This is a genomic window from Roseovarius sp. (genome assembly GCF_048262375.1).
GTDB lineage: Bacteria > Pseudomonadota > Alphaproteobacteria > Rhodobacterales > Rhodobacteraceae > Roseovarius.
This window is the reverse complement of the sequence record NZ_JBLXFE010000003.1, coordinates 1-14,468: the sequence shown is the minus strand read 5'-3', so window position 1 is coordinate 14,468 and position 14,468 is coordinate 1. Positions and strand designations below refer to the sequence as shown.

Below are 14,468 nucleotides of genomic sequence, written 5' to 3'. Positions count from 1 at the left end.
GACAGTGCCCGAAGAAGGATCATTCTATTATAACAAGTGGGCGCTGACGGCTTGGGAGGAGTCAATCATGAACCTACGACCCGATCCTACATTTCATGCCACCCCGAAGCTTGCCATGGAAGCCCCGGCGGAAACACTGGCCTTTACGCTTATGCTTAGCCCCGATGGGTCGCAGCCGGATGGTCTGGCGATCATCGACGTCAATCCGAAATCAGACACCTATGGCACGATTGTTCATCAGGTTATCATGCCCAACACAGGGGATGAGTTTCACCATTTCGGCTGGAACGCCTGTTCGTCTGCGCTTTCCCCGCTTACCGGTCATGCCTTTCTTGAGCGGCGCTATCTGATCATTCCGGGCATTCGGTCTTCGCGCATCTATGTTATCGATGTGAAGGAGCCGATGCACGCCAAGATATACAAGATCATCGAGCCGGAAGAGGTCTTTGCCAAGACCGGCTATTCGCGCCCGCACACCATCCATTGCGGCCCGGAGGGCATCTACGTCTCGACCCTCGGTGGCGGCGGCAAGGACGGAACTGATGGGCCGCCGGGCATCTTTATCATGGATTGCGAGACCTTCGAGATCCTTGGCCGCTACGAGATGGATCGTGGCAAACAGGACAAGCATTACGATTTCTGGTGGAACCTGCCGCGTGACTACATGGTCAGTTCGGAATGGGGCCTGCCGCCGCAGTTCGAGAATGGCATTGTCCCGGAGGATTTGCTGTCGAACAAGTACGGCCATTCAATCCATTTCTGGAATCTGCGTGAGCGGCGCAATGTCCAGACCATTGATCTGGGCGCGAACCACCAGATGGCTCTTGAAATCCGGCCAGCCCATGACCCGGCCAAGGACTATGGGTTTTGCGGTGTCGTTGTGGATACCACCAATCTGCAGGGCGCAATCTTTACCTGGTGGCGGAAGGACGATGGCACCTTTGAGGCCAAGAAGACCCTGACCATCGATCCGCGCCCTGAAAAGGTCGAGAATCTTCCGCCGCTGCTGCAAGGCTTTGCGGCCGTGCCGCCGCTGGTGACGGATATCGACCTCAGCCTTGATGACAAATACCTCTATGTGGCCTGCTGGGGTATGGGCGAGATGCATCAATACGATGTCTCCGACCCGATGCATCCCAAGCTGACCGGCAAGGTCGAGTTGGGGGGAATTGGCCGGGGCACCAAGCATCCGAATCGCAAGCCCTTTGCCTACGGTCCTCAGATGGTCGAGATCAGCCGCGACGGAAAGCGCGTCTACTGGACGAACTCGCTCTATTCAACCTGGGACAACCAGTTTTATCCCAATGACGAGGGCGGTCAGATGGTGATGGCGAATGTCGGAGAAACTGGCGGGCTTGAGCTCGACAAGGATTTCTACATCGACTTTCCCAAGGGCTATCGCAGCCACCAGATCCGTCTTGAGGGCGGTGACTGTTCGACCGACAGTTTCTGCTACCCCTCCGTCTGACGCGTGGAGGTCACGGATACGGCAATGGCCCTGTGGTGGGCCGTTGTCCTCTCAGGCATTTACCACGGGGTCAACCCGGGCATGGGATGGCCGTTGGCTGTGTCTGCCGCCCTGATGGACCACGCACATCGGAGCCTTTACAGGGCGTTGCTGGCGCTGGCCGTCGGGCATTTTCTGGCCATGGCGGCGATCCTGTTTCCGTTCATGGCGCTGTTGGTCCTTGTGGAATGGCAGCGGGAGATTCAGATCGGGGCCGCGCTTCTTGTGATCGGGCTCGGCTTGTATCTTGTCTTTAGCCCGCGGCATCCGCGGTTTCTGGCGCGTGTGCCGCCGTCGCGGCTTGGGCTGTGGTCCTTTTTGGCGGCGATGGCGCATGGCGCCGGGCTGATGCTGGTGCCCGTCTATCTGGGCATTTGCCGCGCGGCTGAAGCGGATGCCGGTCATGCGGCGGCCACGACTCTGATGGCGGGCAATGCCGGGATCGCGGTTTTGGTTGCCGTTGTTCATACCTCGGCGATGATGCTCTCGGGGGGGGCGCTGGCGGTCGGTGTTTATAAATGGCTTGGGCTGCGGTTTCTCTCAAGGAGTTGGTTCAACCTTGATCTGGTCTGGGCGCTGAGCCTGATTCTGGTGGGGACGATCTCGCTTGTGTTTGCCCAATAGGTTTATCGGTGAACCGCAGAGCCGCAGAGCTGAGGCCTGCGCCGGCAATGACCGCTGTCTCTGGAAAATCCGCCGCTTTGGGGCCGTCGCGCGCGCTCAGCTCTCTCCTTTGCTATCCACCAATGCCTGAATAATCGCCCTGGCGCTGTCGCTGTCCCAATGGGCGTCGCCTTGGAGGCGGGCGATTTCATGTCCCTCGGGGTCGAGAATGACGGTGATGGGCAGGCCAAAGACCCCCATGGCACGGGCCAGCGCGCTCTTGGGGTCGGTATGGAGTGGCAGGTTGTCGACGCCGATTTCATCGAAGAATTTGGCCATGGCGGTGGGGGCGTTGCGCCCTGTGGCGATGGTGACGACCTCGAAATCCTCGCTTTGCATCTCGCGTTGCAGGTTCGAGAGCGTCGGCATCTCGGCCCGGCAGGGCGCGCACCAAGTGGCCCAGAAATTCAGCACGACATAGCGCCCCTGAAAATCGGCGAGCGTGCCCATGGTGCCGTCAGCGCGGGTGAATTCGGTCGTCGGGGCGGCGATGGGGGTGCTGTGAACGTTCAATTTCTTCATGTCGCCGTCGCGCAGCGCCTCAAGGGCTGCGGTATCGGCGTGGGCAGTATTTGCACCAAGCGCTAGGGCCATATAAAGGACGATCTGACGAATGATTTTCATAATTCCCTCCGAAGGGCCAAAGACATGACGAACACAACCTCGAACCAGATGTGGGGCGGCCGCTTTGCCGCCGGGCCGGATGCGATCATGGAGGCAATTAATGCCTCGATCTCATTCGACAAGCGGATGGCGGCACAAGATATCGCCGGGTCGAGGGCCCATGCCGCGATGTTGGCGGCCACAGGTATTGTCAGTGATAGTGATGCGGCGGCGATGAGGGAAGGGCTGCTCACGGTCTTGTCAGAGATCGAGGCGGGGGAGTTTCAGTTTTCCACGGCGCTGGAAGATATTCACATGAATGTCGAGGCGCGGCTGAAGGACCTGATCGGCGCGCCCGCCGGGCGGCTGCACACCGGGCGCTCGCGCAATGATCAGGTGGCCACCGATTTCCGGCTCTGGGTGCGCGATCAACTGGATGCGGTGGATCAGGCGTTGCAGGCGTTGATGCGCGCCCTTCTGACGCAGGCTGAGGCGGGGGCCGGGTGGGTGATGCCCGGATTCACCCATTTGCAGACCGCGCAGCCGGTGACATGGGGGCATCACATGATGGCCTATGTCGAGATGTTTGGCCGGGATTTGAGCCGGGTGCGCGACGCACGGGCGCGGATGAACGAATGCCCCTTGGGGGCGGCGGCGCTGGCGGGCACCTCCTTTCCCATCGACCGGGAGATGACAGCCGAGGCGCTGGGCTTTGACCGCCCCTGCGCCAATTCGCTGGATGCGGTGAGTGACCGGGATTTCGCGCTGGAGTTTCTGGCGGCGGCCGGCATCTGCGCCATGCACCTGAGCCGGTTCGCGGAAGAGTTGGTGATCTGGTCCTCGGCGCAATTCCGGTTCGTGGCGCTGTCGGATCGGTTTTCAACCGGATCGAGCATCATGCCGCAGAAGAAGAACCCGGATGCGGCCGAGCTCATCCGCGCCAAGGTGGGACGGATTTTCGGGGCCAATGTGGCGCTGATGATGGTGATGAAGGGGCTGCCACTGGCCTATTCCAAGGACATGCAGGAAGACAAGGAACAGGTGTTTGACGCGGCTGACAACCTGATGCTGGCCTTGGCCGCGATGGAGGGCATGGTGCGCGACATGGCGGCGCGGACGGATAATCTGGAGGCGGCTGCCGGTGCCGGGTTCTCGACCGCGACCGATCTGGCCGATTGGCTGGTGCGGGTGCTGGATATGCCGTTTCGCGAGGCGCATCATGTCACGGGGACGCTGGTGGCGCGCGCCGAGGCCAAGGGCTGTGACCTGCCGGACCTGAGCCTGAACGAGATGCAAGAGGTGCATGGCGAAATCAACGCGTCGGTCTATGATGTGCTGGGCGTGCATAATTCGGTCGCCTCGCGGGTGAGCTATGGCGGCACGGCGCCTGAGCAGGTGCGCGCGCAGGTGGCGCGGTGGAAGGAGCGGTTGGGATGATACGGCTGGGTCTGGGGCTGATTGCGCTGTCGGTGCTGGTCGCCTGCGGTGTGGATGGCCCGCCGGTGCGCCCGACAGCGGGCGTGAATGTGGGGGTCGGCACCCGTGGCGTCAACGTCGGCGTGGGCGGTGGGGTCCGCGTGGGCGGTGTCAATCTCGGCGTGGGGCTGGGCCTGTGAGATGGGTCTTTGCCGCACTGGCTGTGTGGGGCGCTCTTCATCCGATGTATTGGTTTTTGCAATGGTTTGGGCAGAACGGCTATGACCTCGGGGCTATGGTCGATGCCTGGCATGCCAATGCGGCCAGTTCCGGTCTGGTCTGGGATCTGACCATCGCTGCCGTGGCGCTGACGGTCTGGGTGCTGGCAGAGACTGTGCGGCACCGGCATTGGCTGGGGATGATTGCGATTCCGGCGACGTTCGGGATCGGGGTGAGTTGCGGTTTGCCGCTCTATCTGTTCTTGCGGGCTTCGCGGGGCGGTACGCGCGGAATTTGAGTATTTTTGGAACGATGAAACGGGGCGGGACGGCGCGTGGATCATTTTCTCTATCATAAGGGCGTGTTGCATGCCGAGGATGTGTCTCTGAGCGAGATCGCCGAGGCGGTGGGCACACCGTTCTATTGCTATTCCACCGCGACGCTGGAGCGGCATTTTCGCCTGTTTGACGAGGCATTGGCGGGGATGGATCATCTGGTCTGTTACGCGATGAAAGCGGCGAGCAATCAGGCGATTCTGAAGACGCTGGCGCGTTTGGGGGCGGGCATGGATGTGGTCTCGGGCGGGGAATATGCGCGCGCCCGCGCGGCGGGTGTGCCGGGCGAGCGGATCGTGTTTTCGGGCGTGGGCAAGACCCGCGACGAGATGCGCATGGCGCTGGAAGGTGGCATCCGGCAGTTCAATATCGAGAGCGAGCCGGAAATGCTGGCGCTCAATGCCGTGGCGCTGGAATTGGGCATGCGCGCGCCGATTACCATCCGGGTCAATCCGGATGTGGATGCCAAGACCCATGCCAAGATTGCCACCGGCAAGAGCGAGAACAAGTTTGGCATCCCGATCGCGCGGGCGCGCACGGTTTACGCGGAGGCCGCCGCCCTGCCGGGGCTGGAGGTGATCGGGATCGATGTGCATATCGGATCGCAACTGACCGAGTTGGCACCGTTCCGCCTTGCTTATGAAAAGGTGGCGGAATTGACCCAAGCGCTGCGCGCTGACGGGCATGATATTCGCCGCCTCGATTTGGGGGGCGGTTTGGGCATCCCCTATACGCGCTCGAATGAGGCCCCGCCGCTGCCCACCGAATATGGTGCGCTGATCCGCGAGGTTCTGGGGCATCTGGGCTGTGAGATCGAGATTGAGCCGGGGCGGCTGATTGCCGGAAATGCGGGCATTCTGGTGAGCCGGGTGATCTATGTAAAATCCGGGGAAGGGCGGGATTTCCTGATCCTTGATGCCGCGATGAACGATCTCATCCGTCCGGCCATGTATGATGCGCATCACGACATCGTGCCGCTGGTCGAGCCTGCGGCGGGGGTGGAGCAGATGCCCTATGACGTGGTCGGGCCGGTCTGCGAATCGGGGGATACATTCGCCAAGGGGCGGATGTTGCCGCCACTGGCCGAGGGCGATCTGGTGGCGTTTCGCAGTGCCGGCGCTTACGGTGCGGTGATGTCGAGCGAGTATAATACCCGGCCTCTGGTGCCCGAGGTGCTGGTGCATGAGCGTGACTTTGCCGTGATCCGCGCCAGACCGACCTTTGACGAAATGATAAATCGCGATACCATCCCTGAATGGCTCTGACGCGATGGGCGCGCGGGGCCGAGATGAGGTGCCGCGCATGGCTGCGACCGAAAATCCGCTGAAGGGGCTGACCGCGCGGTTGCGGCGACCGCTCTTGCTGACTTGGGCGGGGTTGATCGCCGAGCGGCTGGTGCGGGCGTTCTGGCCGGTCTGGAGCGTGATCGCCGCAGCGGCGGCGGCGCTGATGCTGGGCCTTCAGGATATGGCGGCGGTCGAGGTGGTCTGGGGCGCCATGATGCTGGGCGGGCTGGCGGTGCTGGTGTGCGGTGTGCTGGGGGTGGCCAAGTTCCGCTATCCGCGTCGGGCCGAGGCGCTGGCGCGTCTGGATGCGGCGATGCCGGGCAGGCCATTGGCGGCGCTGGCGGATGTGCAGGCGGTGGGCGCAGGCGATGCCGGGTCAACCGCATTGTGGCGGGCGCATCAGGCGCGGATGGCGGCACGGGCCGCGCAGGCGCGCGCGGTAGAGCCGGATTTGCGGTTGTCGCGGCAAGATCCGTTTGGGTTGCGCTATATTGCCTTGTTGGGGCTAGTGGTGGCGCTGCTCTTTGGCTCGGTCTGGCGGGCCGGGTCGGTGGCGCAGATGGTGCCGGGCGGCGGTGCGGCGGCGCTGGCCTCTGGCCCGACATGGGAGGGTTGGATCGAGCCGCCCGCCTATACCCGTTTGCCGAGCCTCTATCTGGCGGATCAGGGCGCGGTGATCGAGGTGCCCCAAGGCAGCCGGATCACCCTGCGGTTTTATGGCGAGGTGGGGGCACTGCGCCTGACGGAGACCGTATCCGGACCGGGGGCAGAGGCCGCGAACCCCCATCCTGAGCAACAGTTCGAGGTCGCGGGCGATGGTGCCCTGCGCATCGACGGGCCGGGGGGACGTGAGTGGGCGATTGCGGCGCTGGCGGATGCCGCCCCACAGGTCGATCTAATGGAACGCGAGGCGCGCACCACCTTTGACGGGCAGATGAGCCAGCCCTTTGTCGCGCGCGATGATTACGGCGTGGTCAGCGGCAGCGCTGTCTTTGAACTGGATCTGGCGCAGGTGGATCGGCGTTATGGTTTGTCGGTGGCTCCGGAGCCACGCGCGCCGATCCGGCTTGATCTGCCGATGCCGCTGGCGGGTGACCGGACCGAATTCACAGAGACCCTGGTCGAGAACCTGTCAGAGCATCCTTGGGCGCATTTGCCGATAACCTTGGTGTTGCAGGTCGAGGATGCGGCGGGACAAGAGGCGCGGTCGACCCCCTTTGAGATGGCATTGCCCGCGCGCCGGTTCTTTGATCCGATGGCGGCGGCGGTGATTGAACAACGACGCGATCTGTTGTGGTCGCGGCAGAATGCCGGACGCGTGGCGCAGGTGTTGCGCGCGGTGTCCTACAAACCGAAAAGCCGGCTGTTTCGCTCCGAAAGGGCCTATTTGCGTTTGCGGGTGATCATTCGGCAATTGGAGGCGATGACGCGCAGTGACGGATTGGATGAGGCTGAGCGCGATGAGATTGCACAGGCGCTCTGGGATCTGGGCGTTTTGTTGGAGGATGGCGATCTGGGCGATGCGCTGGAGCGGATGCGCACCGCGCAAGAGCGGCTGAGCGAGGCGATGAAGAACGGCGCCAGCGAAGAGGAGATCGCGCAGTTGATGCAGGAGTTGCGCGACGCCACGCAGGATTATCTGCGCCAGAAGATGCAGCAGGCCGGGCGCGAGACCCCTGAAGGCAGCGATCAGCGCAACGCCGAGAACATGATGCAGATGAACCAGCAGGATCTGCAGGACATGATGGACCGCATTCAGGAGCTGATGGAACAGGGCCGCTATGCCGAGGCGCAGCAGGCGCTCGAAGAGTTCCAGCAGATGATGGAGAATATGCAGGTCACCCAAGGGCAGGGACAGCAGGGCCAATCGCAGGGAGAACAGGCGATGGAGGGGCTGGCCGAGACGCTGCGCGAGCAGCAGGGCCTGTCGGATCAGGCGTTCCGCGATTTGCAGGAGCAATTCAACCCCGGCGCGCAATCGGGGCAGTCGCAGGGCAATGAGGGCCGCAATGGTGGCGAAGGCCGCGGTCAGAGCCATGAGGGTCAGCAGGGCCAGGGTGGCAAGGGCGGCCAGCAGCAGGGTCAAGGCGGTGAGGGCCGTGATCAGGCTGAGGGCGGTCAGACCGGTGAGGGGTCACTGGCCGAGCGGCAGGACGCGTTGCGGCAGGAATTGGAGCGTCAGCGGCAGGGATTGCCGCAATTGGGCGGCGAGGCCGGAGAAGCCGCGCGCGAGGCGCTGGAACGGGCTGGGCGGGCGATGGAAGGGGCCGAAGAGGCGCTGCGCAGTGACGATCTGGCGGGGGCCATCGACAATCAGGCCGAGGCGATGGATGCGCTGCGCGAGGGCATGCGCAACATGGGGGAGGCGCTGGCCGAGCAGCAAAATCCGGGTGGTCAGGGCGATGCCGAAGGTCAACCGGGGCAAGCGCAGGCAGACCCGTTGGGGCGTGAGGCCGGGCGAGGGCGGCAGGCGGGCACGCAGGACAGTTTGTTGCAGGGCGAGGATGTGTATCGGCGGGCGCGGGAATTGCTGGACGAGATCCGCAAGCGGTCAGGCGAGGGCGCGCGCCCGGATGTGGAGCTGGAGTATCTCAAGCGGTTGCTGGAGCGGTTCTGACGCGCGCTGTATGATGCGCCTGCGGCGTTCTGTGTGAGCGCTGTGTTGCAGTGGTGGGGCGGGGACAGGATTGGTGAACCCTGTCCCTTGCCGGAAACCGCTCAGTTGATGGCGCCCTCGACCAGCGGACGCCAGTTTTCTTCATTGGCGGCGGCCCATTCGGCGGCAACTTCGGCGACGGGACGCCCATCCCGTTCGACCGCGATCATCAACTCGGCCTGGGTCTCGTTGGTGATCTGGAAATCGCCCAGCATGATATAGGCGGCGGGCCAGCGGGTCTTGAATCCTTTGATCACGGCTTTGACGGCTGTGAGCGCCGGAAAGCCGCAATCGCCCACCGCATTGGGGTTGATCCCCCAGCTTGCATCCTCATAGCAGGCGGCCTCGGCCACGGGCAGTTCGACAAAGCGCAGGTCTTGGGCGGCCACGGCCCAATGCGGTTGCCAGAACATCGCGAGCGCCGGGGTGCCGTTCTTGCTGGCGCTGACGAGGCTATCGACGAGCGCCTGTTCAGAGGCCGCAGGCGTGGTGGTGAAGGGCAGGTTCAGCGCTGTCATCAGATCGGCCCCCGGTCCTTCCCATGCGGTGGGGTAGTCGATCAGCACTGGTGTATCGCCATCGGTGCTGAACGCGGCGGCACAGTCGCGCAGCGCCTCAAGCGCGGGCAGGCCAGGGCAGGTGGTTTCCATATGGGCGGGATAGGCCAGCCCCTCGACAAGGGAGAGACCCAGATCACCCATTTCCACCAGGCTGCGATCCATTACCATATCGCGAAAGGACGGCGCGGCATTGGCGGGCCAGATTTCGAGATTGGCGTCAATGTTGCCCCGGCCCATCTGGCGAAACACGGCCATGTCCTGAACCGGCACGTATTCGACCTTGTAGCCTGCGGCCGTGAGCAATTCGCCTGCCATATGGGCGGTGATCTGGGCACCGGTCCCTTCCGTGAGCGCAAGCTTGATTGGCTCTTCGGATTTGCCCAAGTCCGCCGCAGATGCGGGGAGGGCAAAGGCGCAGAGCGCGAGCGCGCAGCAGGTAGATTTCATGTCAAACTCCTTGGTCAAAGCGAGGGCCTGCGGCCCTCATATGTGTCAATTGGTCAGATCGGAAAACGAGATGCTGAAATGGCAGTTGTGAGCAATGGTAAGGTGTTTTCCGATTCACGCCATACGATACCATGTCCGATGCATGCTGCATCCCTTTTCATACCACTACACGAGAGGGTGTCCGATGTTTCAATTGATCGGTTCCGGCATCGGTGCGCCATAGGTTTATGACATGAAATCAGTCGAGTAGGTGTTCTGCGTCCGCGGTGTTAACCTGCTGGCAAGCCTGTTTCCCCGAGGTTGTCGCCTGCGCAACCGTTCTGGAGAGACAGATGTCGGATTTATCAGCCCGCCTTGACCTGCCGTTTATCGCCCCGTCACAGGCGCAAAAGCATGTGACCCATAATGAGGCTGTGCAACGGCTGGATCTTTTGGTTCAGATGGCGTTGGACGGGTTCGAGGCGACAGAGCCCCCTGCCGTGCCAGAGACGGGCGCGCGCTATGCTCTGGGACCGGGGGCGACCGGGGTTTGGGCCGGGCAGGATGGCCAGCTTGCCATGTTTGCGGATGCGGCGTGGACATTTGTCACGCCGCAAGAGGGCTGGATTGCAGCAGAGCGCGGCGGCTCTGGTGTGAGAATTTATCGTCAGGGCGTCTGGCGCGGGTTTCCGGACAGGCTGGAGGCGCTGGGGATTGGCACCCAAGCCGATGCGGCAAACCCGTTGAACGTGGCGGCGGAGGCGACATTGCTGAGCCATGCCGGGGCGGGGCATCAGCTCAAGATCAACAAGGCGGCCGTCAGTGACACTGCAAGTCTGCTGTTTCAGACGGCCTTTGCGGGTCATGCGGAAATGGGGCTGGCCGGCCAAGATGATTTTTCAATCAAGGTGAGCGCGGATGGCGCAGACTGGACCGAAGCGCTGCGGGTTGATGCGCAGACCGGGCAGATCAGCGGTGCGGCGGTGCAATCGCATGTGGCCGATGCCACGGCGGGGCGGGTTCTGACCGTGGGGGCGGCGGGTGCTGCGCTGGGTTCGGATGTGTTTTGGCGCGGGAATATTCTGGGGCCTGTTGGCCTGACCGGAGGTGTGCCCACTGGCGCGCTTATCGAGAGCGTCTTTGTGGGCGGCGCTGGTGAATACAGCAGATTTGCGAACGGCTTGCAGATTTGCGCGACGTCCCTCGCCACATCTTCGGCGGGCGAGGTGACCTGGACCTACCCGGCTGCGTTTGCCGCAACGCCGCGTGTCGCCGCTGTCACAATCGGTGGGGGGGCGATCAGCATACCTCGGGCCATTGGCGGCACCACAACATCGGTCAGTGTCAGCTCATTCAACACGGCCTCTGCGCGTGTTTCCTCATTCGTGGGCCTTATCGTCATTGGCCGTTGGGCCTAAGGAGAGACCGCAATGCAAATCACACTTATACCGCAGCGCCGCGATGAGGTGCTGACACTTGGGCGCACCGGCGACATGCTGGTGATCAATGGCGAGGCGTTTGATTTCTCACCTCTGCCGGATGGGGCGACCCTGCCGCGAGAGGCAATTGCGAGCAACTGGTTCGCCGGTCCCGTGGAACGCATTGGCGGTGTGCTGCATCTGTCGCTGGTGGTGCCGTTCGGGGCGTCCGCGCCGCCGCAGACCGTTGATCCCGCCCCCCTGACCCTAACTGCTGACGGGCCTGTGGCCCTGCCGCCCTATGACGTGGAGACTGAATGATGCAGATTGATTTCACCCAAGCGATCACCGCAGTGGCCAAGGCCGCAGAGGCAGCGGCAGTGCGGGCCGCAGCGATCAAGGCCGAGTGCCGCGCGCGCATTCTGGTTGTGGGTTCGGAAACCACACAGATGAACATCGCGCAGGCCGGGATCGTGTTTACGGCTGCGGTGCTGGATGGCAATCCGCGCGAGGCGGCGCTGGCGGCGTCTGGTCTGCAAGAGGGTGATTTGGCGTTGGCGCAGGCGTGGAAGGCTTGGGTTGCCGCGATGCAGAGTGCGTGCCGGACCGCCATTGTGGAGAGCACTGATCCGGTCTGGCCGGACGTTCCATCAGGGGTTGCCGATCTGGCGGCCCGGTTTTGAGCGTCCGGTCGGGGCGTTCCTGTTTCGCAGGGACGGTGATTAGTATTCATTTCTATCAGAGGCTTGTTGTTTGAGCCGATAGCCCTCTGACCAGAATTCTTGAACTCTGTCATTTTGAGGTTAAGCTGTTTCCAGGGGAATCAAGTAAACTTAAGCAAACTTAAGTAAACTTACCGTTACCCCGAGCGAAAGCCGCATTTATTCTTGGTAAATTTTACAGGGCTGGAGAGATTACAAATGGCAACAATGTTCACGCTCACTGGGTTCCAGTTTTTCACAGATGGAGTAACGGTGTCCGGCCTGGGACCGGCAACGCTGGAGGTTCTCGGAAGTGACGATCTGGAGTATACATATACCTCAGAAACCATCGATCCGACAGACCCGGAAGGGCGGCTTGATGTGACCAAAGGCGACCTGTTCGACGTGCAGTTGGACGGTGTTGACCCATTCGTCTTTGACAACGATTTCGATACGCTCATGGCGGAGGCCGAGCTGAATGGCGTGACGTCGCAGTTTGTCGGGTTTGTTAATGCCTTCAGCGGTCAAACCTTCATCTTTCCATTGGACAATGTGCCCATATTTGCCGGGCCGGTGCCGACTGTCGCGGAGATGGAGCAAATCTTGGCCAGCGGGTCGCTGAGAGATATTCCGTCCGGACCGTTCGCGCCGGGGGTTTCGTTTCCGCTCGCGTCGATTGCCGGCGTGCTCACGACGGAGGTCGATCTGTTCGCGCCCACCGAAGGCAATGATGTGATTGACGGCTTTGGTTCGGACGACGTGATTTCCGGGTTGGGTGGCGACGATCTGATCAATGGTGGCGACGGCGCGGACACGCTCCTTGGGAATGCCGGGGATGACAGCCTGTTCGGCGGAGATGGCAACGACCTGTTGGTCGGGGGACCGGGGGCCGATTTCATCGACGGAGGTCGTGGGCTGGACGTGTTGCAGGGCACCGCGGATGAACTGAACGGCGATACCCTGTTGATTGGGTTCGGGGATGAGATCCGGATTGCGGGTCTGACCGCCACGTCCGATATCATTATAGGTGGTGATGGTCTGTCCGTGTCGATTGATGTGGATGTCGATGGATTCATCGAGTCGAGTTTCACGGTGCAGAGCGCGGAATCAAGTGCGACGCTGGTGCAATCTTTTGTCGATGGCTCAGCCATTCTACAATTGGGCGAGGCCCCGACAGCCGGGATCGGTGTACCGGTTTCTGGCCCGGCAGAATTCGACCGGATAGCTGACGCGCTGGTATCAGACCCCAATCTCTTGCCTGTTGACGTGATCTTTACAGGGGCGATTGAAGGGATTGCTCTCCTGCCTGAGGGGTACACGATCAACCGGATCGAAGATATCGATCTGGATGGCCAGTTCGAGACTGTCACACCTGTTGTGTCTCTTGACCGGGGGGTGTTTCTGACCACTGGCGGCGGGCCCGGCAGCAGCAACAGCGAAGCCGGGTTTTCGGTGAACCTCAGTGAACCGGGCGATCCCGATCTGGACGGGGCTGCGCGCGATGCGTTTTCAGGGGCGGGGACGACCAATGATGCGTCGGTGATCACCTTTACCTTTGATGCGGCCAATCTGGGGAATGCGCCAGCGGTGTCGTTCGATCTGTTCTTTGGGTCGGATGAGTTCCCGGAATTCGTCAACAGCAGCTTTGTTGACATCGCGGCCGTCTTTGTGAACGGGCAGAATTTCGCGCTGTTCAACAACGATCCCGGTCAACCGCTGTCGATCGTGGGCGACAGTATCAACACGCCCGGCAACTTCTTTTCCAACGATGGCAACAACGATCCGAACAATCCCTTTACCGGACAGTTCGACACGGAATATGACGGGTTCTCGCGCGTTATCACAGTGATCGCACCGATTCAGGCGGGTGTGAACGAGATCAAGATCGGGATTGCCGATACCGGAGACAATATCCTCGATTCAGGTCTGTTCATTGGCAACATGCAGGCCTCTAACTTCAATTCCAGCGGTAGCTTTGTGAATGTTGGTGGCTCGTCCGGTGCGGATCAGTTCAACGCAACCGCTGCGCCGGAACTGATCAACCTTGGTGGGGGTGAGGATACGGTGTCGGGCACGCCAGACCAGCTAAACGGTGACCTCATTGATGGCTGGAATGACGATGACCTGTTGGAGTTCCTTGGGGTTCTTTTTAATATCAACAACTTAGTCGTAACGCTTGGGTCTGCGATCCTAGACGTGGATACAGATGGTGATGGGGTTGCGGACACCACGGTCACGCTGGAGGGTGATTTCAGCAATGCCACCTTCAATGTTGTGACTTCGGGGGGCAATACCCAGATCACCAGCACCGGGGCGCAGGCGGCTTTCAATGTGGTGAACGGCACCGCTGCGTCTGAATTCCTTCCGGGTACACTGGGCAATGACAGTATATTTGGCGACGACGGGGACGATTCCATCCCGGCCTCGGATGGCGACGACATCGTGTTTGGCGGTCTTGGCAATGACAATATTGGCGGCGGTCTTGGCAATGACACGATTGTTGGCGGCGATGGCGACGACATCATGGGTGCGGGCTTTGGTGACGATTCGGTTGTGGGCGGTCTTGGCCATGACGTGGTTGCCGGTGGTGCGGGCAATGACACGCTCGACGGCGGCGACGGCAATGACAGCATGTCCGGCAGCTTTGGCCATGACGGCATTGACGCGGGCAATGGCGC

13 protein-coding genes are annotated in these 14,468 nt (G+C 61.8%); 11 read left to right on the top strand and 2 right to left on the bottom strand.

Annotated elements, in window-relative coordinates; genetic code table 11:
* Positions 1 to 67: 67 nt before the first annotated feature.
* Together ACN0SW_RS04295 and ACN0SW_RS04290 are read left to right on the top strand one after the other, a co-directional pair.
* On the top strand, positions 68 to 1,468 hold the full coding sequence (locus tag ACN0SW_RS04295; protein ID WP_417726675.1) for a selenium-binding protein SBP56-related protein: 1,401 nt from the start codon (positions 68 to 70) through the stop codon (positions 1,466 to 1,468).
* Positions 1,469 to 1,492: 24 nt separating this feature from the next.
* Positions 1,493 to 2,131: a hypothetical protein gene (locus ACN0SW_RS04290; RefSeq protein WP_417726674.1), complete on the top strand. Its 639-nt coding sequence runs from the start codon at positions 1,493 to 1,495 to the stop codon at positions 2,129 to 2,131.
* A 96-nt stretch (positions 2,132 to 2,227) separates the two neighbouring features.
* On the opposite strand, the gene ACN0SW_RS04285 is transcribed toward ACN0SW_RS04290, so the two are convergent.
* Positions 2,228 to 2,794, bottom strand: coding sequence for a TlpA family protein disulfide reductase (locus ACN0SW_RS04285; protein WP_417726673.1), 567 nt, complete (start codon positions 2,792 to 2,794; stop codon positions 2,228 to 2,230).
* A gap of 24 nt (positions 2,795 to 2,818) precedes the next feature.
* On the opposite strand from ACN0SW_RS04285, the gene argH reads away from it, so the two are divergent.
* The 5 genes from argH to ACN0SW_RS04260 are packed head-to-tail and all read left to right on the top strand — an operon-like array spanning position 2,819 to position 8,646.
* Positions 2,819 to 4,210 (top strand): argininosuccinate lyase, encoded by a 1,392-nt coding sequence (argH, locus tag ACN0SW_RS04280; RefSeq protein WP_417726672.1) that lies wholly within the window; start codon positions 2,819 to 2,821, stop codon positions 4,208 to 4,210.
* Positions 4,207 to 4,389 carry an argininosuccinate lyase gene (locus ACN0SW_RS04275; RefSeq protein WP_417726671.1) on the top strand — a complete coding sequence of 61 codons (183 nt, stop codon included), beginning with the start codon at positions 4,207 to 4,209 and terminating at the stop codon, positions 4,387 to 4,389. Before argH ends, ACN0SW_RS04275 begins: the two co-directional genes overlap by 4 nt.
* Complete coding sequence (locus tag ACN0SW_RS04270) at positions 4,386 to 4,706, top strand: DUF2834 domain-containing protein (RefSeq protein ID WP_417726670.1); 321 nt, start codon at positions 4,386 to 4,388, stop codon at positions 4,704 to 4,706. The genes ACN0SW_RS04275 and ACN0SW_RS04270 overlap by 4 nt, the downstream gene beginning before the upstream one ends.
* A gap of 36 nt (positions 4,707 to 4,742) precedes the next feature.
* Positions 4,743 to 6,008: a diaminopimelate decarboxylase gene (gene lysA, locus ACN0SW_RS04265; RefSeq protein ID WP_417726669.1), complete on the top strand. Its 1,266-nt coding sequence runs from the start codon at positions 4,743 to 4,745 to the stop codon at positions 6,006 to 6,008.
* 37 nt (positions 6,009 to 6,045) lie between these two features.
* Positions 6,046 to 8,646 (top strand): TIGR02302 family protein, encoded by a 2,601-nt coding sequence (locus ACN0SW_RS04260; protein WP_417726668.1) that lies wholly within the window; start codon positions 6,046 to 6,048, stop codon positions 8,644 to 8,646.
* Positions 8,647 to 8,747: 101 nt separating this feature from the next.
* Here ACN0SW_RS04260 and ACN0SW_RS04255 read toward each other — a convergent pair whose 3' ends face one another.
* Positions 8,748 to 9,692: an ABC transporter substrate-binding protein gene (locus tag ACN0SW_RS04255; protein WP_417726667.1), complete on the bottom strand. Its 945-nt coding sequence runs from the start codon at positions 9,690 to 9,692 to the stop codon at positions 8,748 to 8,750.
* Positions 9,693 to 10,024: 332 nt separating this feature from the next.
* Between ACN0SW_RS04255 and ACN0SW_RS04250 the strand changes: the two genes are divergently transcribed.
* The 4 genes from ACN0SW_RS04250 to ACN0SW_RS04235 all read left to right on the top strand — a co-directional run.
* The gene (locus ACN0SW_RS04250) at positions 10,025 to 11,089 is read left to right on the top strand and encodes a DUF2793 domain-containing protein (RefSeq protein WP_417726666.1); all 1,065 of its coding nucleotides are present in this window, start codon (positions 10,025 to 10,027) and stop codon (positions 11,087 to 11,089) included.
* Positions 11,090 to 11,101: 12 nt separating this feature from the next.
* The gene (locus ACN0SW_RS04245) at positions 11,102 to 11,410 is read left to right on the top strand and encodes a hypothetical protein (RefSeq protein WP_417726665.1); all 309 of its coding nucleotides are present in this window, start codon (positions 11,102 to 11,104) and stop codon (positions 11,408 to 11,410) included.
* The gene (locus tag ACN0SW_RS04240) at positions 11,407 to 11,772 is read left to right on the top strand and encodes a hypothetical protein (protein WP_417726664.1); all 366 of its coding nucleotides are present in this window, start codon (positions 11,407 to 11,409) and stop codon (positions 11,770 to 11,772) included. Before ACN0SW_RS04245 ends, ACN0SW_RS04240 begins: the two co-directional genes overlap by 4 nt.
* A 237-nt stretch (positions 11,773 to 12,009) precedes the next feature.
* Positions 12,010 to 14,468: choice-of-anchor L domain-containing protein (locus ACN0SW_RS04235; RefSeq protein ID WP_417726663.1), on the top strand; the 2,459-nt coding region annotated here is incomplete at its 3' end.

Coding starts and splice junctions, on each gene's coding strand:
- ACN0SW_RS04295 (WP_417726675.1), top strand. CDS start 68: ATGAACCTACGACCCGATCCTACATTTCATGCCACCCCGAAGCTTGCC.
- ACN0SW_RS04290 (WP_417726674.1), top strand. CDS start 1,493: ATGGCCCTGTGGTGGGCCGTTGTCCTCTCAGGCATTTACCACGGGGTC.
- ACN0SW_RS04285 (WP_417726673.1), bottom strand. CDS start 2,794: ATGAAAATCATTCGTCAGATCGTCCTTTATATGGCCCTAGCGCTTGGT.
- argH (WP_417726672.1), top strand. CDS start 2,819: ATGACGAACACAACCTCGAACCAGATGTGGGGCGGCCGCTTTGCCGCC.
- ACN0SW_RS04275 (WP_417726671.1), top strand. CDS start 4,207: ATGATACGGCTGGGTCTGGGGCTGATTGCGCTGTCGGTGCTGGTCGCC.
- ACN0SW_RS04260 (WP_417726668.1), top strand. CDS start 6,046: ATGGCTGCGACCGAAAATCCGCTGAAGGGGCTGACCGCGCGGTTGCGG.
- ACN0SW_RS04255 (WP_417726667.1), bottom strand. CDS start 9,692: ATGAAATCTACCTGCTGCGCGCTCGCGCTCTGCGCCTTTGCCCTCCCC.
- ACN0SW_RS04250 (WP_417726666.1), top strand. CDS start 10,025: ATGTCGGATTTATCAGCCCGCCTTGACCTGCCGTTTATCGCCCCGTCA.
- ACN0SW_RS04245 (WP_417726665.1), top strand. CDS start 11,102: ATGCAAATCACACTTATACCGCAGCGCCGCGATGAGGTGCTGACACTT.
- ACN0SW_RS04240 (WP_417726664.1), top strand. CDS start 11,407: ATGATGCAGATTGATTTCACCCAAGCGATCACCGCAGTGGCCAAGGCC.